This is a genomic window from Xanthobacter pseudotagetidis, assembly GCF_043194795.2.
Taxonomy (GTDB): Bacteria; Pseudomonadota; Alphaproteobacteria; order Rhizobiales; family Xanthobacteraceae; genus Xanthobacter; species Xanthobacter tagetidis_A.
In genome coordinates, this window is record NZ_CM195534.1 from 3,624,406 (window position 1) to 3,646,918 (window position 22,513).

At 67.8% G+C, this 22,513-nt stretch carries 20 protein-coding genes and 4 tRNA genes; 9 read left to right on the top strand and 15 right to left on the bottom strand.

Going from position 1 to position 22,513, the window contains the following annotated elements:
* Positions 1 to 40 precede the first annotated feature (40 nt).
* A complete protein-coding gene (locus V5F67_RS16580) occupies positions 41 to 1,765 on the top strand; it encodes a sensor domain-containing diguanylate cyclase (RefSeq protein ID WP_394016702.1) in 1,725 nt (574 codons plus the stop codon).
* Here the strand turns inward: V5F67_RS16580 and V5F67_RS16585 are convergent.
* Genes V5F67_RS16585 through V5F67_RS16595 form a run of 3 tightly spaced genes read right to left on the bottom strand, consistent with a single transcriptional unit; the run spans position 1,755 to position 4,489 of the window.
* Positions 1,755 to 2,573, bottom strand: a complete 819-nt coding sequence (locus tag V5F67_RS16585; RefSeq protein WP_394016701.1) for a heme ABC transporter ATP-binding protein — start codon at positions 2,571 to 2,573, stop codon at positions 1,755 to 1,757. The genes V5F67_RS16580 and V5F67_RS16585 overlap by 11 nt on opposite strands.
* Positions 2,574 to 2,582: 9 nt before the next feature.
* Positions 2,583 to 3,656 (bottom strand): iron chelate uptake ABC transporter family permease subunit, encoded by a 1,074-nt coding sequence (locus V5F67_RS16590; RefSeq protein WP_509210578.1) that lies wholly within the window; start codon positions 3,654 to 3,656, stop codon positions 2,583 to 2,585.
* A gap of 29 nt (positions 3,657 to 3,685) precedes the next feature.
* Complete coding sequence (locus V5F67_RS16595; protein WP_394016699.1) at positions 3,686 to 4,489, bottom strand: heme/hemin ABC transporter substrate-binding protein; 804 nt, start codon at positions 4,487 to 4,489, stop codon at positions 3,686 to 3,688.
* A gap of 393 nt (positions 4,490 to 4,882) precedes the next feature.
* On the opposite strand from V5F67_RS16595, the gene V5F67_RS16600 reads away from it, so the two are divergent.
* Together V5F67_RS16600 and hmuQ are read left to right on the top strand one after the other, a co-directional pair.
* Entirely contained in the window at positions 4,883 to 7,072 is a 2,190-nt protein-coding gene (locus V5F67_RS16600) for a TonB-dependent hemoglobin/transferrin/lactoferrin family receptor (protein ID WP_394016698.1), read from the top strand.
* A gap of 37 nt (positions 7,073 to 7,109) precedes the next feature.
* A complete protein-coding gene (hmuQ, locus tag V5F67_RS16605; protein WP_394016697.1) occupies positions 7,110 to 7,445 on the top strand; it encodes a heme-degrading protein HmuQ in 336 nt (111 codons plus the stop codon).
* A 99-nt stretch (positions 7,446 to 7,544) separates the two neighbouring features.
* On the opposite strand, the gene V5F67_RS16610 is transcribed toward hmuQ, so the two are convergent.
* From V5F67_RS16610 to V5F67_RS16650, 9 genes are all read right to left on the bottom strand, one after another.
* The gene (locus tag V5F67_RS16610) at positions 7,545 to 7,919 is read right to left on the bottom strand and encodes a ribbon-helix-helix domain-containing protein (RefSeq protein ID WP_394016696.1); all 375 of its coding nucleotides are present in this window, start codon (positions 7,917 to 7,919) and stop codon (positions 7,545 to 7,547) included.
* A gap of 148 nt (positions 7,920 to 8,067) precedes the next feature.
* Positions 8,068 to 8,670, bottom strand: a complete 603-nt coding sequence (locus V5F67_RS16615; RefSeq protein ID WP_394016695.1) for a DJ-1/PfpI family protein — start codon at positions 8,668 to 8,670, stop codon at positions 8,068 to 8,070.
* A 153-nt stretch (positions 8,671 to 8,823) separates the two neighbouring features.
* A complete protein-coding gene (nusG, locus tag V5F67_RS16620; protein ID WP_394016694.1) occupies positions 8,824 to 9,354 on the bottom strand; it encodes a transcription termination/antitermination protein NusG in 531 nt (176 codons plus the stop codon).
* A gap of 11 nt (positions 9,355 to 9,365) precedes the next feature.
* Positions 9,366 to 9,563 (bottom strand): preprotein translocase subunit SecE, encoded by a 198-nt coding sequence (gene secE / locus V5F67_RS16625; RefSeq protein ID WP_121623770.1) that lies wholly within the window; start codon positions 9,561 to 9,563, stop codon positions 9,366 to 9,368.
* Between the two features lie 240 nt (positions 9,564 to 9,803).
* Positions 9,804 to 9,880, bottom strand: a tRNA-Trp gene (locus V5F67_RS16630).
* Between the two features lie 170 nt (positions 9,881 to 10,050).
* Positions 10,051 to 10,605, bottom strand: a complete 555-nt coding sequence (locus V5F67_RS16635; protein ID WP_394016693.1) for an AAA family ATPase — start codon at positions 10,603 to 10,605, stop codon at positions 10,051 to 10,053.
* Between the two features lie 527 nt (positions 10,606 to 11,132).
* Positions 11,133 to 12,323 carry an elongation factor Tu gene (tuf, locus tag V5F67_RS16640; RefSeq protein WP_394016692.1) on the bottom strand — a complete coding sequence of 397 codons (1,191 nt, stop codon included), beginning with the start codon at positions 12,321 to 12,323 and terminating at the stop codon, positions 11,133 to 11,135.
* Positions 12,324 to 12,455: 132 nt separating this feature from the next.
* A tRNA-Gly gene (locus tag V5F67_RS16645) sits at positions 12,456 to 12,529 on the bottom strand.
* 497 nt (positions 12,530 to 13,026) lie between these two features.
* Positions 13,027 to 13,111 (bottom strand) — tRNA-Tyr (locus V5F67_RS16650).
* 344 nt (positions 13,112 to 13,455) lie between these two features.
* Here V5F67_RS16650 and V5F67_RS16655 point away from each other — a divergent pair.
* From V5F67_RS16655 to V5F67_RS16675, 5 genes are all read left to right on the top strand, one after another.
* On the top strand, positions 13,456 to 14,301 hold the full coding sequence (locus V5F67_RS16655; RefSeq protein WP_394016691.1) for a TrmH family RNA methyltransferase: 846 nt from the start codon (positions 13,456 to 13,458) through the stop codon (positions 14,299 to 14,301).
* Between the two features lie 519 nt (positions 14,302 to 14,820).
* The gene (locus V5F67_RS16660) at positions 14,821 to 16,488 is read left to right on the top strand and encodes an MFS transporter (RefSeq protein WP_394016690.1); all 1,668 of its coding nucleotides are present in this window, start codon (positions 14,821 to 14,823) and stop codon (positions 16,486 to 16,488) included.
* Between the two features lie 357 nt (positions 16,489 to 16,845).
* Positions 16,846 to 16,920, top strand: a tRNA-Thr gene (locus tag V5F67_RS16665).
* Between the two features lie 165 nt (positions 16,921 to 17,085).
* The gene (locus V5F67_RS16670; RefSeq protein ID WP_509210579.1) at positions 17,086 to 17,298 is read left to right on the top strand and encodes an integrase arm-type DNA-binding domain-containing protein; all 213 of its coding nucleotides are present in this window, start codon (positions 17,086 to 17,088) and stop codon (positions 17,296 to 17,298) included.
* A 262-nt stretch (positions 17,299 to 17,560) separates the two neighbouring features.
* Positions 17,561 to 18,094 (top strand): hypothetical protein, encoded by a 534-nt coding sequence (locus V5F67_RS16675; protein WP_509210580.1) that lies wholly within the window; start codon positions 17,561 to 17,563, stop codon positions 18,092 to 18,094.
* Between the two features lie 71 nt (positions 18,095 to 18,165).
* On the opposite strand, the gene V5F67_RS16680 is transcribed toward V5F67_RS16675, so the two are convergent.
* A complete protein-coding gene (locus V5F67_RS16680; RefSeq protein ID WP_394016687.1) occupies positions 18,166 to 19,254 on the bottom strand; it encodes a site-specific integrase in 1,089 nt (362 codons plus the stop codon).
* Between the two features lie 926 nt (positions 19,255 to 20,180).
* Positions 20,181 to 20,768 (bottom strand): hypothetical protein, encoded by a 588-nt coding sequence (locus tag V5F67_RS16685; protein WP_394016686.1) that lies wholly within the window; start codon positions 20,766 to 20,768, stop codon positions 20,181 to 20,183.
* A gap of 86 nt (positions 20,769 to 20,854) precedes the next feature.
* Between V5F67_RS16685 and V5F67_RS16690 the strand changes: the two genes are divergently transcribed.
* Complete coding sequence (locus V5F67_RS16690; RefSeq protein ID WP_394016685.1) at positions 20,855 to 21,355, top strand: helix-turn-helix domain-containing protein; 501 nt, start codon at positions 20,855 to 20,857, stop codon at positions 21,353 to 21,355.
* 289 nt (positions 21,356 to 21,644) lie between these two features.
* Here V5F67_RS16690 and V5F67_RS16695 read toward each other — a convergent pair whose 3' ends face one another.
* Positions 21,645 to 22,490: a cation diffusion facilitator family transporter gene (locus V5F67_RS16695; protein ID WP_394016684.1), complete on the bottom strand. Its 846-nt coding sequence runs from the start codon at positions 22,488 to 22,490 to the stop codon at positions 21,645 to 21,647.
* Positions 22,491 to 22,513: the final 23 nt, after the last annotated feature.

The following is a 22,513-nucleotide window of genomic DNA, read 5'->3' on the forward strand; positions in this document are numbered from 1 at the left end:
CCTCCGCCACGTCCGGCCCCGGCAGGACAGGGAGTAGCCCATGCTCGACGGCCCGCGCCGGCGCCTGGCGGCCTTTATCGACCGCATGACGCTCGCCCAGCAGATCGCTCTGGCCATGGGCGTGCTGTTCGTGGTCAGTCTCGCCGCCGTGGCCCTCGTGGCCGCAGCGATCACCCGCGACGTGGCGATCGCGCGCATCAAGGACGAGATGCGCGATACCGCCAGGGCCTATGCCGGACGCCTCGAGCAGGAGATGCGCGAGCGCCTCTCCGACCTCACCCTGCTCGCCGCGTCCGACCAGATGAAGGATGTGTGGGGCGGCGACCCGGCGCGGCTGCGGGCGGTGCTCGACCAGCTCGCGGCCTCCATGGACCGGCGCGCCTGGATCGGCTTCGTGCGCACCGACGGTACCGTCGCCTCGGCGACACGCGGGGCCCTGGAGAACCAGTCCGTCGCCTCGGAGAGCTGGTTCCGCGAGGCGCTCGCCGGCCCGACCTATCGCGATATCGCCGGCGGCGGGACCACGGCGCCGGCCGGCGCGCCTGTGGCGGAACCGGGCGCGGCACGGACCGGCAGGGCGCCGCCCGCGGCCCTGCTCGCCTTGCCCGTAGCGCCCAACCGGGGCGAGATCGCCGGCGCGCTCGTCGCCCAGCTGTCGCTTGATTATGCAGACGCGCTGCGCCGCGACCTTATCGATAGCGACCGGATCACGCCGTCCGAGATCTGGCTCCTTTCCCGCGACGGCCGCATGCTGCTCGGCCCCCGTCCCGAAAGCCGGCCCTATGACGCGGCCCGGATCGCGCAATTTCTGGCGGCGAAGTCGGGCGCCCTGATCGACGATGCGGGCACCGATCGCGCGCTCACCGGCTTCGCGGTCGCCGATGGCGACGATCACGCCCCGTTCATCGACTGGATCGTCATCGCCCGTCAGCCGGTGCGGGCGGCGTTCGGCGAAGCCTGGACTCTGGCCGGCGTCGTCCTCGCCGTGGGGCTTGCCGCGCTGGTGCTCACGCTCGCGGCCGCGAGCCTGCTCGCGCGCCGCATCGCCTGGCCGCTGGTGGACCTCGCCGATCACGCCGATGAAATCGGCCGCACCGCGCATGCCGGGACGCTGCCGCGCCGCCACGGCAGCCGGGAGATCGTGCGGCTGTCAGGGGCGCTGCGGGGGCTGCTGCGCCGGGTCGGTTTGGCGGAGGATCGCATCAGCGCCCAGTCGTCGCAGCACGCGAAGGACCTGGGAGACCTGCGCCGCATCGCCGAGTCCGACGCGCTCACGGGGCTTCTCAACCGGCGCGCCTTCCTGGCGGAGGCCGGGCTCGCCTTGTCGGGAACCCGGGCGAACGACACCGTCGGCCTGCTGATGGTGGACATCGACCATTTCAAGCGCGTGAACGACACCTATGGCCACAAGGCGGGCGACCTGGTTCTGGCGACGGTGGGGGCAGCCGTTGCCGAAGTGGTGCGCGGCTCCGACCGGGCGGCGCGCATCGGCGGAGAGGAGTTCGTGATCCTCACCCGCGACGTCGACGCCGCCGGCCTCCTCGCCCTCGCCGAGCGGCTGCGCGCCGCCATCGGCCACCGCGACCTCGACGTCGGCGCCGCGCGCATCCGGGTGACGGCCAGCATCGGCGCCACCCTCGCCGCGCCCGAGGACCGCGACATCGGTGACGTGATGGAGCGGGCCGACCGGGCGCTCTACGCCGCCAAGCGCGCTGGCCGCGACCGTGTGACCATGCGCTACGCGCCCGGACGGCTCAGGGCCTGAGCCCCTCGGCGCCGATGCTCTGGGGCAGGACGAAGGGGCCGGCCGGCACCGCGCCGACACGCACCCTCACCCCGAAGGCGCGCGCCAGCACGTCATCGGTGAGGACCGCGCCCGGCGCCCCCTCCGCCACCACGCGCCCGCCGGCCAGCACGACCATGCGATCCGCCACCATGGCGGCGAGGTTGAGGTCGTGCAGCACCGCCAGCACGCCGCCACCCTGCCGCGCATGCGCGCGCGCGAGCCCGAGCACGGTGAGTTGGTGGCCGAGATCGAGGCTCGATGTCGGCTCGTCCAGGAACAGGAAGGCAGGAGGCGCCGCTCCATCCGGGTAGGCGCGCCGCGCGCAGTCGATCTGCGCCAGCACGCGGGCAAGCTGCACCCGCTGGCGCTCGCCGCCCGACAGGCTGTCGTAGCGCCGGCCGCCGAAGCCCGGCAGGTCCACCCGCTGGAGCAGGCGCGCCACGTGATCGGCGCGGTCCGGCGCCTGCGCGCCGATGAGGCCGACGCCGATCACCTCCTCCACCGTGAAGGGGAACGCCACCTCCGCCGCCTGCGGCAGCACCGCCCGTCGGAACGCGAGATCGCGCGGCGGCATGGCATGGATGTCGGCGCCGTCGAGCGTGACGCGGCCCGCGGCAAGGCGCATCTCGCCCGTGAGCGCCTTCAGCAGGGTCGACTTTCCGGCCCCGTTCGGCCCCACGAGGATGGTGACGGTGCCGGGCACCACGTCGAGGTCGACCTCGCTGACGAGGCGCTTGCCGCGGATGGCGACGCTCACGCCGCGCGCGCTGAGAAGGGAATCCCGCATCCTCGCCCCCTAGCCCGCGAATGCCCGGCGGCCCATGAGCAGCCACAGGAAGAACGGCGCGCCGATGAGCGCGGTGACGACGCCGAGCGGCAGCTCGGCCGGCGCGGCGATCATGCGCGCGAGGATGTCGGCGCCGAGCACCACCGCCGCGCCAAGCAGCGCCGACGCCGGCAGCAAAGCGCGATGCCCCGGGCCGATCACGAGCCGCGCCAGATGCGGGACCATGAGGCCGATGAAGGCGACAACGCCCGCCGCCGCCACCGCCGCGCCGACGCCGGCCGCCACCGCCACCACGCAGATGCGCTTCAGGCCGTTGACATCGATGCCCACATGGAAGGCCTCCGCCTCGCCCAGCGCCATGGCGTCGAGCCCGCGGGCAAGGAAGGGCGTGAGCGCCACGAGCACGATCACGAACGGCGCGGTGAGCGCCGCCTTCAGCCACGTGGCGCCGCCGAGGCTGCCCATGGTCCAGAACAGGAATTCGCGGGTCTGCTGCTCGCTGGCGACGAACACCATCACGCCGGTGCCCGCGCTCGCCAGCGCCCCGAGGGCGAGGCCCGCGAACAGCAGGGTCGCAACCGATGTGTGGCCGTTGCTGGTGGCGAGGCGGGCGATGACGAGCGTGGTCAGGAGCCCGCCGGTGAACGCCGCGAGCGAGAGACCAAGCCCCTGCAGGCCGGGCGGCAGGAACTGGGCAACGGCGCCGCCGAAGACCACCCAGGCCACGGCGGCGAGGCCCGCACCCGGCGCCACGCCGACAAGGCCGGGATCGGCCAGCGCGTTGCGGAACACGCCCTGCATGAGGGCGCCGGCCACCGCCGTTCCCGCGCCCACCAGGGCGCCGAGGACCGCGCGCGGCAGGCGCACGTCCATCACCACCACGCGCTCGCGCAGGGCGGCGCCGGTGAGCGCCCCGCCCTCGCCCCACAGGGCGTCGGCGATCACCGCCAGCACCCGGCCGGGGGCGATGGACAGGGGGCCGATGGCGATGGCTGCGAGAAAGGCGGCGAGCGCCAGCAGCGCGAACAGGAGCAGCCCGGCCTTGACCGGACGGACCCGCTCTGCGGTTCCGGGGGAGACCACGTCCAGGGCTCCGGGTGCGGGCGCGGTGCTCACTGGTCACCCGCCCAGGGGCGGGCCGGCAGATCCGCCAGCTGAGCCTCCGGATGGAGCGCGCGGGCGAGATCCAGCACGGCCTGCGGCGTGCGCGGGCCGAAGCCCAGCAGGTAGCTGCCCCACATGGCGATATGCCGCCCGTCACGCGCGGCGGGCGTGCCCATGAAGGCCGGCAGCGCGAAGATGGTCTCGGGCGGCAGTTCCTGCCCGCCGCCCTTCATCACCACCACCGCGTCGGGATCGGCAGCCATGGCGGCCTCGTCCACCGCCGGTTTGTAGCCGTGGATGGAGGCCATGGCGTTGGTGGCGCCAGCGAGCCTCAGCATGGCGTCGGCGCTGGTGCCGGTGCCGCCGACAGTGGCAGAGCCGCCGGACGCCGCGAGCACGAACACCGCCTTGGGATGATTCGGCAGCGCCTTGACGGCGGCTTCCACGGCCGCGAAATCGGCGCGCACCGCGTCCGCGAGCGCGCGGCCCTTCGCCTCCTCGCCCACGGCCCTGGCGACGACGAGGATCTTCTCGACCACGCCTTCGGGCGTGTGCACCTCGGGGACGATCACCACCGGCACCGACGCCGCCTTCAGCACGTCGAGGGTGGATTTCGGCCCGGCGCCCTCGATGGCGATGATGAGGGTCGGCCCGGCCGAGAGCACGCCTTCCGGCGACAGGGCACGGGCATAGCCCACCTGCGGGAGGGCGCGGGCGGCGGCGGGAAACTGGCTGGTCTGGTCCACCGCCACCACCCGATCGCCGACGCCGAGGGCGAACAGGATCTCCGTGACGGCGCCGCCGATCGACACGATCCGCGCATCTCGCGCGGCGCCCTGCGCAGCAGCGTCCTTGGGCCCGACCTCTCCGGCAAGCGCCGGCTCACCACCAAGCACAAGAGCGCAGATCGCGCCCGCCACCACGCAACTTGCTACATTCGATATATTCCAAAATAGCTTATAAACAGCTGATTCCCGCATGAGACTCGTCATCTGTTGATTCATTCAAATTTGGAACAAATCTAAATAAACGATGTCTTATCACCGCTTTTGGATTAGTTCCCAAGTTTGGCACTATGCATGTTATTTACTTGACCGCAATGCGTCGCCACGATAGCCGAAACAAGGCAGGGCGGTATTCCCTGAGGCGCGCCACGCCCCCTTTTTGGGCGGTAGCCAGCCGGATCATCCTGAATGGAGCGGGTCATGGCGGACGGACCGAGGCGGTCGGCTTTTTCCTTTCATCTGCGCGGACTGCTGCTCACCGGCGCGGCGTCGGCGGCGCTGCTCGTCGGCGCCCCCGGCGCCTTCGCGCAAAGCGCCGCGCCCGCCGCCGCCAGCGATGAGATCGCCCTCGACACGCTCACCGTGGTCGCCACGCGCTCAGGCGCCGAGCGCGCCGTGGATTCGCTCGCCGCCGTGAGCGTCGTCGGGCCGGGCGAGCTCGATCAGCTCATGCCGAGCACGACGCAGGATGTGTTCTGGGGCATGCCCGGCACCACGGTGCTGCAGAACGGCAACTCCACCCAGGCCTCGATCAACATCCGCGGCCTGCAGGACTACGGCCGCGTCGCGGTGCTCATCGACGGCGCGCGGCAGAACTTCACCCAGCTCGGCCACAATGACGGCGCCGGCTCCTTCTTCCTGGAACCCGGCCTGCTCGCGGGGGTCGACGTGGTGCGCGGCCCGGTCTCCAACATCTACGGCTCGGGCGCCATCGGCGGCGTGGTCTCGTTCCGCACCAAGGATGTCCAGGACCTGATCAAGCCCGGCCAGACCTGGGGCGTCGAGGCGAACGGGGAGTTCGCGCAGAACGGCCCCATGGGCTTCGGCTCGCTGTTCGCCGCCACCAAGGTGGGCCAGAACGTGGACCTGTTCGTCGGCGGCACGGTGCGCAACCGGTCCGACTACGTGGATGGCGACGGCACCACCGTGCCGGACACCGCGCAGAATTCCTGGTCCGGCATCGCCAAGGCCGCGTTCCGGCCGGCGGACTTCCACGAGATCAAGCTGACGGCGCTCAACTATGAGAGCTCCTTCACGACCGGCAACGACTACCCCACCGCCGCCTCGACCCTGTACGACACCGATGTCGCCAACCGCACCGTCACCGCCAGCTACAACTACAACAATCCGAACGACAACCTTCTGAACTGGCGCTCGTCGGCCTACTGGAACCAGGTCGAGCAGAACCAGGTGAAATCGAACGGCTCCTGCAACAACATAACCGGATGCGTGGGCGACCCGCGCAGCTTCACCATCGACACGCTCGGCTTCGACGTGAACAACACGTCGCGCTTCCTGCTTGCCTCGACCAAGCATGCCTTGACCATCGGCGGCGACTTCTTCCACGACGACGTGAACAACGAGGACAATTTCGGCTTCGGCGCCGGCTACAATCCCTCGGGCGAGCGCTCCGTGGGCGGCGCCTTCGCCCAGTGGCAGGCCGACTGGACGCCGTGGCTGCAGACCATCGCCGCCCTGCGCTGGGATGCCTACGACCTGACCAGCGCCACCGTCGACGGCACCAGCGGCGACCGCGTGTCGCCCAAGATCACGGTCGGCATCACGCCGTTCTCGTGGCTCACCTTCTACGGCACCTACGCGGAAGGCTATCGCGCCCCGGCGGTGACCGAGGCGCTGGTGAGCGGCATGCATCCGCCGGTGAGCATGTGGTTCAACTTCGGCTTCCTGCCGAACCCGGACCTGCGGGCCGAAATCGGCAAGAACAAGGAACTGGGCGTCAACATCAAGTATGATGACCTGTTCATGAAGGGCGACAAGCTGCGGGCCAAGGCGAACATCTACCGCAACGATGTCGACGACTACATCAACACCGTGATTGTGACCGCGGGCGATTCACCCGCCTGCGCCGCCACCGGCTGGGCCTTCTGCTATCAGTACCAGAACATCGCCGCCGCCCGGCTCGAGGGCTTCGAGCTGGAGAGCATGTACGACACCGGCGTCTGGTTCGCGGGCCTCAACGTGACCGTGTCCCAGGGCGACGACGTGGACAACAACCAGCCGCTCATCACCATCATGCCGAACAATGTGGCGGCCACCCTCGGCACGCGCATGTTCGACAACAAGCTGACCCTGGCAGTGCGCTGGCAGTGGGTGGCGGCGAAGACCGAGAGCGAGCTGCCGAACACCCTGACCCAGGCCGAGATCGACGAGCTGGTGACCCCGAGCTTCAATCTGGTGAACCTCTATATGGGCTATCAGGTCAATCAGTGGGCCACCGCATCCTTCTCGGTGGAGAACCTGCTCAACGAGCAGTACACTCAGTACCAGCAGTTCCTCCCCAGCGCCGGCCTCACCTTCAAGGCGGGCATGCGCGTGACGCTCGGCGGCGGAGAGATTGCGGCGGCGACGCCCGCCAAGTACGTGAAATAGTCTTGCCGATCAGGCGGCACATGATTGGAGTTCGAGAATGTTCATCGCCACCAACCGTTTCAAGGTGAAGCACGGGTCCGAGGCGGAGTTCGAGCGGGTCTGGCGCGAGCGCGACACCTATATCGCCGCGGTTCCCGGCTTCGTCGCCTTCGACCTGTGCCGAGGCGCGGAGAAGGAGGACCACACCCTCTACATCTCCCACACCGTGTGGGCCTCCAAGGCCGACTTCGAGGCCTGGACCAAGTCGGATGCCTTCCGCCTGGCGCACAAGGACGCCGGCGCGGCGTCGAACCGCGTGAACTATATCGGCGGTCCGGAGTTCGAGGGCTTCGAGTCCGTGCTCTCGCTCGGCCCGGCCGAGAAGGCGGCCTGAAGCGAGGCGGACCCAAGCAGGCTCCGAGCCGGCGGTCCGAGTCTTCATCCTCCACACCGGCTCGTCTTCGCGGCGAGCCGGTTTTTTTTTGCGCAAGCCTCAGGCCGCGGAGGACAAGGCGCCCCGCGCCGCCCGCCGTGCCTCGCGCGACAGGATCGCATCCGCGTCCAGGCTGCGGATCGAAGTCGAGAGATCGCGCGGCACCTCCCCCTCGGCCTGAAGCGCCAGATAGCGCCCACAGCACACCCTGAGGAACGAGGCGAAATTCTCCACCCGCCCGTGAGCGGCATCCAGCTCGCCGTGCAGCCGCACCAGGAGCTGCGGCAGGCTCATGCCGTCGCGGGTGGCGATCTCGCCGAGCACCCGCCAGTAGAAGTTCTCCAGCCGTACGCTGGTGGCGAAGCCGTTGAGCCGGAGCGATCGGAGCCGGGTCTGCCACAGCTCGGGATCGGCCCCGATGAAGAGCTTGCACATGGGCGCCTCCCTGGCCTTGCTGCCTGGTCCGGTTCGCGGATGCGCCCCTTGCGTGCGCGTCTCCGGCACGCCCTTGAGGCGTGCAGGCAGGCCGCAGCGGCGCCCGCCTGCCGATCCTATGCCCGGTTTCGCCGTCGCGCGAGCCTGCTCAGGCGGCGCGGCGCTCGGCGCCGTGGACGATGGCAGTGCCGAGCACGGCCAGGAACTGGGCGAGGAAGGCCGGGTGCGCCGGCCATGCCGGGGCCGACACCAGGTTGCCATCGGTCACGGCCGCGTCGATGGCGATGTCGGCATAGGTTCCGCCCGCAAGCTCCACCTCGGGCCGGCAGGCGGGATAGGCGGACACCGTGCGCCCACCGATCACTCGTGCGGCGGCGAGCAGCTGGGCGCCGTGGCATACCGCGCCAACCGGCTTCCCCGCCTCGAAGAAGTGGCGCACCATCTCGATGGCGCGCGGATTGAGGCGCACATATTCCGGCGCCCGTCCGCCCGGGATCACGAGCGCATCATAGCTTGCCGGGTCCACGTCCGCGAACGTGGCGTTGAGCGCGAAATTATGGCCGCGCTTTTCGGAATAGGTCTGAGCGCCCTCGAAATCATGGACCGACGTCGCCACCGTGTCGCCGGCCCTCTTGTCCGGGCAGACCGCGTGCACCGTGTGGCCCACCGCCAGCAGCGCCTGGAACGGCACCATGACCTCGTAGTCCTCCACGAAGTCGCCGACGATCATCAGGATGCGCTTTGCCGCCATGTTATCCTCCCTCTCCCAGAATTGGGGCGTAGGGGAAGAATAGGCGCGCTGCCGCGGTGGCGGGTGTTATCCGGCTATAGCGCCGCAAACGCAAAAGGCGCGAGCCTTGCAGCCCGCGCCCGCTCGACATCGGATCGTGTCCGGGGCGATGCCTCAGACCTTCTCCACCTGGCCGAATTCCAGCTCGACGGGCGTGGCGCGGCCGAAGATCGACACCGCCACCTTGAGGCGCGAGCGGCTGTCGTCCACCTCCTCGACGATGCCGTTGAACGAGGCGAACGGGCCGTCCGCCACCTTCACGGTCTCGCCCACCTCGAACGAGATGGAAGGCTTCGGCCGCTCGATGCCCTCCTGCACCTGCTGCAGGATGCGCATGGCCTCGCCCTCGGAGATCGGCATCGGCTTGTTGTCGGCGCCAAGGAAGCCGGTGACCTTGGGCGTGTTCTTGATGAGGTGGAAGGCCTCGTCGGTGAGGTCCATCTTCACCAGCACGTAACCTGGGAAGAACTTGCGCTCGGTGTCGACCTTGCGGCCGCGGCGCACCTCGACGACCTTCTCGGTGGGCACCAGGATCTGCTCGAACAGGTCCTGCAGCCCGCGCTGATCGGCCTGCTCGCGGATCGAGTCGGCGACCTTCTTCTCGAAGTTGGAATATGCGTGGACGATGTACCAGCGCTTCGCCATGGGGGCTCTCCTCACTGGCCGATGGTGAGGAGGGTGGACACGCCGAACCGGATGATCTGGTCGGCGATCAGGAAGAAGATGGAGGCGAGAAACACCATCACGAACACCATGGCGGTGGTGATGAGCGTCTCCCGACGCGTCGGCCAGGTGACCTTCGCCGTCTCGGCGCGCACCTGATTGAAGAACTCCACCGGACTGAGCTTCGCCATGTCTGTCCCGGCGGCCCCTTGGGAGAACCCGGTGGCCGCCACCTCTCTCGTTGCGCGCGCGCCGCGGAGCGCGCGGCGCCGTGATATCCTCTCCCCGCCCCGACCCCCCTCGATCAGGAATGTCGCTGGCGGAAAGCCCTCGGGTCCCGGCGACCGGGCCGCGTGCGCGCCTCGCGCGTCCGCAGGGCCTACATGGTCGGCCGAAGCCTGCCCTTCAACCTCGTGCCCGCCACCGGAAGGTGGCAGGAGTGGAGGGACTCGAACCCCCAACCCCCGGTTTTGGAGACCGGTGCTCTAACCAGTTGAGCTACACTCCTAGGGCCGCCGAGCGGCCTGACCTAGGGCCTGACACCCGGCCGCAAGCCGAAGCCCGGCTGCGTTCGGGGTAGACTCCGGCGCGCCGGGAAGCGATCCCAGCGCAGCGGATGGCCGTGTTTAGAGTGAGGCGCCGCGGCTGTAAAGGGGCGGCGCGGCGCGATCCCCCGGCTCAGGCCGCGCTTGCGGCATGGGAGAGGACGAAGCGGACGCGAGCCTCAACGTCCGCATGCGGCAGAGCCAGCAGGCCGTACCCGAGGTCGGCGTAGATCCGCGCCATGGCCGCATGGGTGCGCACGGCCTCGCCCCAGTCCTGCCGGCGCTCGGCGTCGTTGGCATAGATCTCGCGCCAAGGCGGGGCGATGAACACGCGCGACGCATAGCGCAGTTCCGCGCAGGCACGCGCGACATGGGCAGGCACCGGCAGTCCGCAGAGCGTGAGATAGCCCGCCACGTCCGGGATGCCGCGGTCGAAGAACACGGGCCCGTCCGCTGCCGCCATCTCCTGGTACGCGCGCATGTCCTGGGCAAGCATGGCCTCGGCGAAGGCGAGCCGGTCACGCCAGGGCAGAGCGGTCCCATCGATCTGCGCTTGCCGGCGGATGACGGCCCGCCCCGCCTCCGGAGCGACGGCGAAGCCGCGCGCCGACAAGGCGGCAAGGAGCGTGCTCTTGCCAGCCCCCGGGCCGCCGGTGAGCACGAAGAAACGATGAGCGGCAGCCGACACGGCGCATCTCCGGATGGTTCGCGATCAGGGGATTGGCCCATGGTGCCGGCACGAAGGCGGGGCGGGCGGCCGTCAGCGTAAGACGCCAGCAAGTGCCGCGCCACCCCTTCATCGTGGCGTCGCAGCCGGCGGCGGGGGGACCGCCGGAGCCCGAGCCGCGGGCCTGCCCAGCGCGCAATCGCGATTGGCGCCGGTGCCGGGCGCGTTCTCGAACGCGCAGCGCGTCTCCGGCGGTTCGCCGCACACCTTTGCGAGGTCCTTGAAGCCGACGCATCGCCCGTCCGGCCCCCGATAGCCCGGGCCACCCTTGCAGCCGCAGCCACGGCAGGCGGGCCGGTCCGGACACGCCGCTGTGGCGGGCAAGGCCCCGAATGCGCCGGCGAGGAGCGTAAGCAGCAGGAGCACGGCGCAGGGCCGCAGGACATCCAGGCGCATGACGGCAGCGGACCAGGGCAGAAACGAAAAAGGCGGCACCCGAAGGCGCCGCCCCATTCTTCACGCTCCAGACGCGAGGTCCAGCGCGCGGATCACTCGATGATGGCGGCGACGACGCCGGCGCCCACCGTGCGGCCGCCCTCGCGGATGGCGAAGCGCAGCTTCTCCTCCATGGCGATCGGCACGATCAGCGCCACGTCCATGGACACGTTGTCCCCCGGCATCACCATCTCGGTGCCCTCGGGAAGCGTGCACACGCCCGTCACGTCCGTGGTGCGGAAGTAGAACTGCGGGCGGTAGTTGGTGAAGAACGGCGTGTGGCGGCCGCCCTCCTCCTTGGTCAGGATGTAGGCCTCGGCCTTGAACTTCGTGTGCGGCTTCACCGAGCCCGGCTTGCACACCACCTGGCCACGCTCCACGTCCTCGCGCTTGGTGCCGCGAAGCAGGATGCCCACGTTGTCGCCGGCCTGCCCCTGATCCAGAAGCTTGCGGAACATCTCGACGCCCGTCACGGTCGTCTTGATGGTCGGACGGATGCCGACGATCTCCACTTCCTCGCCCACCTTCACGATGCCGCGCTCCACGCGCCCCGTCACCACCGTGCCGCGGCCCGAGATCGAGAACACGTCCTCGATCGGCATCAGAAACGGCAGGTCGATCGGGCGCTCCGGCTGCGGGATGTAGGCGTCGACCGCCTCCATCAGCTTCAGAACCGCGTCGCGGCCGAGCGCCGGATCGCCGTTCTCGAGCGCAACCAGCGCCGAGCCGCGGATGATCGGGATGTCGTCGCCGGGGAAGTCGTACTTCGACAGAAGCTCGCGCACCTCCATCTCGACCAGCTCGAGAAGCTCGGCGTCGTCCACCATGTCGCACTTGTTCAGGAACACCACCAGCGCCGGAACGCCCACCTGGCGGGCCAGCAGGATGTGCTCGCGGGTCTGCGGCATCGGGCCGTCCGCCGCCGACACAACCAGGATCGCGCCGTCCATCTGCGCCGCGCCCGTGATCATGTTCTTCACGTAGTCGGCGTGCCCGGGGCAGTCCACGTGCGCGTAGTGGCGGTTGTTGGTCTCGTACTCCACGTGCGCCGTGGAGATCGTGATCCCGCGCGCCTTCTCTTCCGGCGCCTTGTCGATCTGGTCGTACGCCGTGAACGTCGCCCCGCCAGACTCCGCAAGAACCTTCGTGATCGCAGCCGTCAGCGACGTCTTCCCATGGTCAACGTGACCAATGGTCCCGATGTTGCAGTGCGGCTTCGAACGGTTGAACTTCTCTTTGGCCATCGCTCTCTCTCAGTCGGTCGGCGCGCCGCACGGGCCGCGCTAAAAAAGCCGCCGTGGGATAGGGGGTTTCGGGCAAGGATGCAAGAGGCGCACGCGCCGCCGCCGGGCCCTGAGATGCGCTTACCCGAGGCGTGGAGCGGGTGAAGGGAATCGAACCCTCGTATTCAGCTTGGAAGGCTGCTGCTCTACCATTGAGCTACACCCGCGATGGAGCTAGCGCTTAACACGGCCGCATCGGACAAGGAAGGCCCCGCGGGGATCCACGCCCCCCCCCCCCCAGCGTCCCGGTCTTCAGTTGGACTTGGCAGGATCGCCGAGGTGCGATTCAAGGCCCGTCGCCCGGATCGGCCTGGCACTCCCGCGTGTCCAGGCTCAGAGAATCCCTGCGGCCGAGGCCGCCCATCGCCGGACGCCTGAATCCCGGCACCTCGCTGAACAGCGCCATCTGCTTGCCCATCCGCGCAGTTGGCGGGGGGCGTCATTGAGCGCGCGGCCATACCAGCCATCTCGCACATGCGAACGACAGGTGCCTGCTCACGCAGAAATCACGGCAACCTCTCTTCGACCTCAGCGGGCGTGAAAAGGCCTGCACGCTGGGTCCCTGCCGAAGGCCACAGCGGCCCGTTCGGCGAGGCCGAAGCGCCTGGGATCAACGATGCTCCGAAGACACTTCGACGGCGGAGTCCAGGCTGCGAACGACGGGTGGTGGAGGGGGTTGGATTCGAACCAACGTAGGCAGAGCCAACGGATTTACAGTCCGTCCCCTTTAACCACTCGGGCACCCCTCCAAACGACGCCCGTCGTCTCGCCGCCCCTCCCGCGATGGAGAAGGGCGTTTCTGGCCTGGCCGGTGATGGGGATTGCGCCATCGGGCCACGCGCGGGAGCGAGCGGTGCGCTCAAATCCCGCCGAGGAGCGGCTTTATGTGAAACCGGGCGGCCCAAGTCAACCGGAAATCTCCGCCTCCCGAAGCGGTCCGTGCGGTCGCTTGTGGATGACCTGCCGGGGCCCAGGGCCGGCACGGCCGTCGTGGCATCACCGGAGGCCGGCGCGTGGCTTCGGCGGCCTGGGCAGCGGCCAGAATGCGCGAGCGCCCTTGCGCGCGCCGCCCACCTCTGACAAAGCCTCGCTCATGAGCGAACGCCCTCCCCGCGAGCCCCGCCGCCCCGGCGCCCGGCCTCCCTTCGCCGGCCGTCCCGGCGGCCGCCCGGCCTTTCCGCCGCGCCGCCCCAAGGGTGGCCGCCCGCCGCCATGGGAAGGCGCGGACGACGTCGCCCTGCTCTATGGCTGGCACACCGTGGCCGAGGCGCTGGGCAATCCCAAGCGGAAGTTCCGCCGCATCCTCGCCACCGAGAACGCGGTGAACCGCCTCGCCGAGGAGGGGCTCGCGCTGCCCATCGCGCCCGAGATCGTCCGCCCCTCCGAGATCGACAAGCTGCTCGGCCCGGACGCGGTGCATCAGGGCCTTCTGGCGGAGGCGGACCACCTGCCCTCCCCGCCTTTGTCCAAGGTGGCGAAGGCGGACCTGGTGCTCGTGCTCGACCAGATCACCGACCCCCACAATGTGGGGGCGATCGTGCGCTCGGCGGCGGCGTTCGCCGTGGGTGCCATCGTCACCACCGCGCGCCACAGCCCCCCCGCCACCGGCGTGCTGGCGAAGAGCGCCTCCGGCGGCCTGGAGCACGTGCCGTTCTGCCTGGTGCAGAACCTCGCGCGCGCCCTCACCGAGCTGAAGGACAACGGCATGCTGGTGGTCGGCCTCGATAGCGAGGGCGCGGCCGACCTTGAGGATACCCCGCTCAGGGCACCGCTCGCGCTGGTCCTGGGAGCGGAAGGCAAGGGGCTGCGCCAGCTCACGCGCGAGACCTGCGACGTGCTTGCGCGCATCGACCTTCCCGGCGTCATCAAGAGCCTCAATGTGTCGAACGCAGCAGCGCTCTCGCTCGGCATGGCGCGCCGGGCCCTCAAGCGCAACTGACGCTGCGGAAAGAAAAATTCGGCGCCTATCCGCCCTTGCGCGTAAGACCAATTGCCAATCGCAATGGCATGCGACCTCCGCCAAAGTGACCGCGTGACGCTCTGGATCGAGTCTCGATTGCAGAGCGTCCTTCTGCCGAACCGGGCTGCAAGACCTGGGACCGGTCAGACCCCGGAGGAAACGCCAAGATCGCCGCGCCCGAACCGCGCGTGCTTTTTCTGGACATCCGAAGAGGCCTGCGGACGGCAGCGTTCCGGGTGCCGCGCGCGCCGGCGGAGCCGCCGCCTGACGCGCAGCCGCGCCTGACCTGAAGAATCAAGCCGACCGGCATTCGCGCCGGGCACCGGATCGCGTTTTTGCGACATCCGAAACGCCCGGCCATGCCTTGTCGGCCAATTTTGCGAGCGGGCGCCTCCGGTGGCTCCCCATGGCGCCGTCCTCGCAGCGCCTCGCACCGTTCCGGCATTCCGGGTCGCAGATCCCGGGCAGGTCAGGGTTCAAGTCTGGAGGAAACGTGAAATGAGTGTGGCATCCGCTACGGCCGCCCCCGCGAGCCGTCCCATGACCCGAGAGGAGAAGAAGGTCATCTTCGCCTCCTCCCTCGGCACCGTCTTCGAGTGGTACGATTTCTACCTCTACGGCTCGCTCGCCGCGATCATCGGCGCGCAGTTCTTCTCCGCCTACCCGCCGGCGACGCGCGACATCTTCGCGCTGCTGGCCTTCGCCGCAGGCTTCCTGGTGCGCCCGTTCGGCGCCATCGTGTTCGGCCGCGTGGGCGACATCGTCGGCCGCAAGTACACCTTCCTCGTCACCATCCTGATCATGGGCCTGTCGACCTTCATCGTCGGCATCCTGCCCAACGCGGCGTCCATCGGCATCGCGGCCCCGATCATCCTGATCGCGCTGCGCCTCGCCCAGGGCCTCGCGCTCGGCGGCGAGTACGGCGGCGCGGCAACCTACGTGGCGGAGCATGCCCCGCACGGCCGGCGCGGCTTCTACACCTCCTGGATTCAGACCACGGCGACGCTGGGCCTGTTCCTGTCGCTGATCGTCATCCTCTTTACCCGCACCATCACGGGCGAGGACGCGTTCAAGGAGTGGGGCTGGCGCGTGCCGTTCCTGGTCTCCATCGCCCTGCTCGGCGTCTCCATCTGGATCCGCCTGCAGCTCTCCGAATCGCCCACCTTCCAGAAGATGAAGGACGAGGGCACCACCTCGAAGGCGCCGCTGAAGGAGGCGTTCGGCCAGTGGTCGAACCTGAAGTTCGTGCTGCTCGCGCTGTTCGGCCTCGTCGCCGGCCAGGGCGTGGTCTGGTACACGGGCCAGTTCTATGCCCTGTTCTTCCTGCAATCGATCCTGAAGGTGGACGGCTACACCTCGAACCTCCTGATCGCCTGGTCGCTGGTGTTCGGCACCGGCTTCTTCGTGTTCTTCGGCTGGCTCTCCGACAAGATCGGCCGCAAGCCCATCATCCTCGCCGGCTGTCTGATCGCCGCCGCGAGCTACTTCCCGCTGTTCAACATGATCACCACCTACGCCAACCCGGCGCTGGAGAAGGCGATCCAGAACGTGCGTGTGACCGTGGTGGCCGATCCCGGCAATTGCGGCAGCCTGTTCAACCCGGTCGGCACCCGCATCTACACCGCCCCCTGCGACCTCGCACGCGACTTCCTCGCGAAGTCTTCGGTGAAGTACACGACCGAGCCCGGCCCTGCCGGTTCCCCGGTTCAGCTGAAGGTGAACGACCAGGTGGTTCCGTACTCGCCTGACTTCGCCAAGCAGGCCGCGGCCGCTCTCAACGCCGCGGGCTATCCCAAGGCGGGCGCTACCGCTGGCGTCGTGAAGATGAACCATCCGTTCGACATCTTCTCTCCACAGGTGGCGGCGGTGATCGGGCTGCTCTTCATCCTCGTGCTCTTCGTGACCATGGTGTACGGGCCGATCGCGGCGGCGCTCGTCGAGCTGTTCCCGGCGCGTATCCGCTACACCTCCATGTCGCTGCCCTACCACATCGGCAACGGCTGGTTCGGCGGCCTGCTGCCGGCGACCTCCTTCGCCATGGTGGCGGCAACCGGCGACATCTATTACGGCCTCTGGTACCCGATCGTGATCGCTCTCATGACCTTCGTCATCGGCCTTCTGTTCGTGCCCGAGACGAAGGATCGCAACATCGATCACTGGCACTGAGGCGTTGGCGGCCCATCATCGGGCCGCCAACCGCCCCAGGACGGCCCCGACCCCCGTTCGGGGCCGTCCGCTTTGGAAATCCCGGCCCCGCCCCCGTGGCGGGGCCGTCTTCGTTCCTGGATTGCCGCGAGACGCCAGGCTCGGGGAGCTGCCGCACCACGGTCTCCACCTGCGGCCCGCCCTGGCCGCGCTCGTGGAGCGGCCGTGCCCCGCTTGACGCCGGGAGCCCGGCAGAGGGATAAGACGGCGAGATGCGGTGCTTCCGGGGCGCAGGCCCATGGCTCCCCCGGTGCGACGCCTCGGCATTGGCAAGCAGATTTTGCCACGCAGATGTCAATCGTCGGCATATCGACCAGGGCCGGGTTAGCACAGCGGTAGTGCAGCGGTTTTGTAAACCGAAGGTCGGGGGTTCGATCCCCTCACCCGGCACCATTTCTCGGTCGGTGGGCGTCGATTGACGTCTGAGAAACACGAGAAACACTGGATTTTTTCGCGCGTGTCGTCGGAATGCGTCGGCTAGCGCCTGTTGGCATCGAGCGTATTCGTTGGCATGATCGTTGGCACTGCGTCGTGCTAACAAATCTGGATGCCAACACGATGTCCCTTTCCGACGTAGCCGTTCGCGCAGCGAAGCCGAAGAGCAAGCCGGTGAAGCTGTCAGACAGCGGTGGCCTTCAGCTCCTTGTCACGCCTGCTGGCGGGAAGCTCTGGCGCCTCGCCCAAGAACAGGCGCGGCGCCTACCGCGAACGCTGGTGGAGGCATGTGGAGGCGCGCCCGGCGATGTGGCGAGCTATCGGAAATATAGGTAGATATATATCCACAGCACGCGTCGCAAAATATAGGTTATTTGCTTGGCAGCCAGCCGAGATCTGCCCCGATAGTCAGCTCATTGTCTTGGCGCGCGACGATGATGTCGCCTTCGGTGTTCTTCATTCCCGGTTCCATGAGGCTTGGTCGCTCCGCTCTGGCACCTGGCTCGGAGTCGGAAATGATCCTCGGTACACTCCTTCAACGACGTTCGAGACTTTCCCTTTCCCCGAAGGTTTGACGCCTGCCATTCCGGTGGTCCGCGTGCAGCGCGATCCTAGAGCTGTGGCAATCAGCGTGGCGGCGAAGCGACTAGACGAGCTGCGCGGCGCCTGGATAAACCCGCCAGACCTCATCCGCATCGAGCCCGAGATCGTTCCCGGCTTTCCGGACAGGATATTGCCAAAAGACACAGTTGCGGCCGCTGCGTTGCGCGAGCGCACCTTGACCAACCTCTACAATCGACGCCCGCATTGGCTGGTGGATGCCCATCGCGAACTCGATGCCGCAGTCGCCGCGGCCTACGGCTGGCCCGCAGACATCTCAGACGAAGATGCCTTGGGCAGGCTGCTTGAACTTAATCTGTCGCGCGCCGCTGCCGACGATGTACGACCATTCGCGCGAACGAACGGGCGGCACCCAAAACCCGTCGGCGAGCGCGACCAGACGCACATGAAGCTGCCAATCACCGGCAAGGCAGGGAAGAAGGAAGAGGTCCTGGTTCCTCCATCCGATCAGCAGGCGGAAATTGAGGAAGGGGCACCCAAACTCCGCCGAGGCAGACGACGAGCCAGTTGACGATCGACAAGTCGATCCATTGACTGCAAATCGAAGTGCCGGGCTGGCAGGCTCGAGCATCAACAGATGCATTAGATGCCTGCGCCCATGTCGGCATTCTCTGCCTCGTTCTTGCGGCTCGCGACGCGCAGCTTTGCCACCCTCGCCGTCTTCTGCACCATGCTCCGGTCGTAGCCCTGGGTCGTGGAGAGCTGCGTGTGCCCAGCGGCGTTCATGACGTCGAGGGGCATCGCCCGAGCGTCGAGCGCTTCGGTGACGGCGCCGGCGCGGGCGTCCATGCTCCACACCTCGTCCGGGATGCCGGCGGCGCGCGCGATCGTCCGGAACCACTTCACGTAGACGCGCCGCTTATAGGGCAGCCCGGTCTCCTCGTTCACCACGAGGGGGCCGATCCGCTTAAGCGCCGGGATGTGCTCCATCTCGGCGAGCGTGTCCGGAAGTTGCGCGAGGTCGTGCTCGACCACCTTGCCGGTCTTGCTGGTGCGCTTGCGCAGGACGGTTCCGGTGATGTGGCTGAAGGTCAGCCCATCGGCCCACCGCATGCCCTCGGCGACGATGCCGGAATCGCCGGGCGTGGCGTCTGGCAGCCACTCGCCGATCACGTCACGCTGCCGCATGCCGAGGTCGAACTGGAGCGTGATCCCGAGCGCCATGGACGGCCGGCCGAGGGAGTGGGCGTGCTCGCGGAAGGCGCGCACCTGGGCATAGGTCATGCGGCTTTCTCGGCGCTGCACGCCCTTGAACTCCATGGCCGAGAGCGCGTCCGCCAGATCGCGGCACTCGGCGAGCTTCAGGGTGCGGCCATAGTTGACGATCACCCTGAGCATCTGGATGGCGCCATAGGCCCGCCGCACGCGCTCCGGGCCGCCGTCCTTGGCCGGCTCCTTCAGCTTCTTGTACCACCTCCGGACGTCCGGACCGGACACCTCGGAGAGGTCGGATTCGCCGACGTGCTTGTCCAGCAGTCCGAGGCCATAGTCATAGAACGCGCGGCTGCGCGGGCGCAGGTCGTGATAGGGGCTTTCCGGATCGAGCTGATATCGGCGGACGAGGCTCCGCACCGTTCCATCATAGAGGGCGCGGTCCGGCGCGCGATGGCCGCTCGACCATTCGAGCATCTGGCCCTGGAGATCGCGGCAGCGGGCGGCGATGTGCTGCATGTGCAGTGGGTCGGCCGGGTCGAAGTGGATCCGGACGGTGGAGGGCTTGAAGCCCTTCTTGACCAGATCGGAGCGCGCGATCCAGTAGGCTGCGGTTCTGCCCTTGCGCTATTTCAGGCCAGGGACATCAGAGGTTCGGCTCATCAATCCCACCTTTCTCTCTTCGACGTATCCCCCTCGCGGGGTCGGGAGGGGACCGTCATGGTAGTGAGCCCGCCGCGGCGGTCCATCCACGCGCGCACCGCCGGCCAGTACCGGGCGCCGAACACCGGATCGATGCGCGGCATCCCCTGGCGCTCCAGGGACGGCGCGAGGCACTTCCATTCCTGCGCGCGACCGGGCCCAAGCACGGCGCGGGCAATGTCGACCTCGCTCGGAAAAAGTGGCATGTCCGCCATCCGCCAAGCCGCTGCCATATCGGTCATCCTCCATGTCGAAAGGATGCACTGTGGCACGGGTGCCACGGCGTGTCGGCGACAGGCTGCATGCGGGCGAGCGCGTAGATGAGCGCAGCCACCGTGAGCCCGAGAGCCGATGCCGCATAGATCCACCAGCCCGCTGCCGCATATGCGAACGCGAGCGAGTTCGGAAAGGCGCTCAGGCTGAGCGTGGCGGCGATGGCTGGGTGCGCCTCCACCGAGGCCGCCCGGCGATCCGCTGGGCGGTGGAGGCGCACAACAGCGCCAACTCGCATGCGAGAAAGCCCAGGCCCGTGCTAATGACCATGGCCCGGAATTCCCAAATGGCCGCTCCGGTGACGACGCCAATGCCGTGGCCGAGGTGGGACAGGCCGAGCCTGGTAAGGACGAATGCGACCCCAGAGGTTGCCGCAACCGCGAAGCATTGACGTCGAGGACGGCGCGGATTTGCGCTCCACGTTCTGGGCGCGAGACGCTGGGCTCACGCTCGAGAGCGAATACGCCACCTCAGCCCTCAGGGCGCTCCTCCTCACCATGCATTGCCATTTGCTTGAGATCAGAAATGAGGAACGGTAAGAGCGCATGGTCGACGTTGGCGAGCCGGGCCTTTACCAAAGCACCGGTGATCGTGGTCGCAGGCACCTCCCGAATGGCGGCACATTCGTCGAGAAATTGGCTCCTCGCCTCCTGCCACTGCCGATTCGCATTGGCGTAGCCAAGCTTGCGCGTGACCTCCACGCGGCGCTCGCGCCACGCATTGTAAGCATCTTGGGGTGAGCCTGTCTCCGACTCTGCAGTAGATGGCCACGGATTGGCAACGGCATCGCAGGCCGCTTCGACCTGAATCCAGTGATCATGAGCAGCGCAGAGATCGTCGAGCGCCTCCAGCGCCGGCCCGGATTGCTCAAGGAACGGATCGATGGAGCAGCATCCGCTCGCCTCCATCACGGCCGCCTGCACGTCCCGAGGCGGGGGCACCGTGAGCGCATCTGCCGCCACGGCGGCGGGCACGACACCCTTCAGAAGATCGCGGTGGCTGGGTATTCGAGCGGACGGCAAGCCGATGGCGGCTTGCGGAACGGTGGGGTTTGGCATTGAGATTGCTCCAGCGATAAATCAACATTTAATATTGAGACGCTAGAAGCGGCACGATATGGATGTCAACATAAAATGTTGGAACAATGACCCCTGCACAATGCCGCGCAGCCCGTGCGCTACTGGATCTCACACAGCCCGCGCTCGCTCAGGCCGCGAGTCTGGGCCTTTCCACGGTCGTCGACTTCGAACGAAGCCGACGCGCTGTCTCCGGCGAGGCGATTGGCGCCATCCGCACTGCCCTGGAAGCTGCAGGTGTCGAATTCATCGCTGAGAATGGTGGAGGCGCTGGCGTCAGACTGCGCCAAGCAACGCCTCGCTTGGAGGCAGTCGCCTTCTCTAGCTTTCACGGTCGGATCAATCTCAGAATTTCCTATTGTGGTAGTATCTTCGAGACTGTTATTCCATCCACAATTCTGGAAGATATCGATCACGCAAACTATAGAAACGACTCTCAACTAAAGGAATCATTTGGCCGCCATATGAACTTAATCCTCGTCCGAGCTGCAACTGCGATCGACAGCGGGCGGGCTCAAAAAGACGGCTCTTTGCGCCTGAAGCCGGACGACTTTCCCGAGGCCTCGTGATCTTCGTGGAAGGAATGGCGGCGGGTCTGGCGTCAGGCTCAAGGAGCGGAGGTGAGCGGCGGTGTCATCAGGGGGCCGGCGTAGAGTGCATCCCCGAGAGTAGGGGTGGCCCTGAAGTGCGCATGAAAGATCGCAGTTGGCGCCCCTGCCTGATCCTTCTGAAACTCCGAGGGCCGGAAAAATGCATCGGGCCCGATTGTGGGACGTCGTCTTGCTCCCCATCACCACGGTGGCCTCAATCGGCTAACGTGAAGCCCATACAGCGCGATTGAGCCTCCGAGCTGCGGATCTAGGTGGGCAACAGCACCACGGCGACATCCACCTCGTCGCCGGCTTCAGCGAAGGCCGCCTTCACCGCCTTGACGATGCGCGCCACCGCCTGGCGTGCCTGCTCGACACTCCAGTCTCTGTCGAAGCCCAGATGCAGCTCCACCACCATCTTCCCGCCGAGCTGCCGGGTGCGGATGTCCCCCAGTTCGTCGAAGTCGTGGAAATGGGAGGTGAGCACCTTGAGGATGCGCATCTGTCCCGCCTCGTCGATCGCCTGGTCGAGCAGCGAGGACACCGAATTGCTCAGCATGGCGTAGATGTTGAACATCATGAATGCGATGACGAAGAACGAGGCGATCGGGTCGAGGTAATAGAGCCACGTCACGCTCGGAAACGCCGAGACGATGCAGATCACCGCCAGCACCGCGGCGCTGCCCACCCCGGAGATGAGGTGGACGCGCGCCTGCGCCACCAGCACGGGGGACCGCGTCTCCAGCGCCAGCCGCTTGGCCTTGCGGCTGAAATAGGCGTTGCCGACCACCGCGCCCACGGTGACGGCGATCCCGACCGCGGCCCCGCTCACCGGCTCCGGCGCAAGGATGCGCGTGATCGCCTGCGAGCCGGCGATGATCGCCAGGATCGACTGCAGGACGGCGATCAGCATCTCCGCCAGATTTTCGAGCTTGCCAAGGCCATACGCATACTTCGCCGCCTGCGCGTTCTGCGCGAGGCGTAGCACGAGCCAGCAGGAGGCGAGCGCCGTGAGATCGAAGGCTGTGGCGAGAAGGTCGGTGAGGATGGCAGCGGAATCCGAGAGCAGGGCCGCCAGGATGTAGAATGGAAAAATACCCGCCGTGAAAATCATTGCCTGAAACGACAACCGCTGAC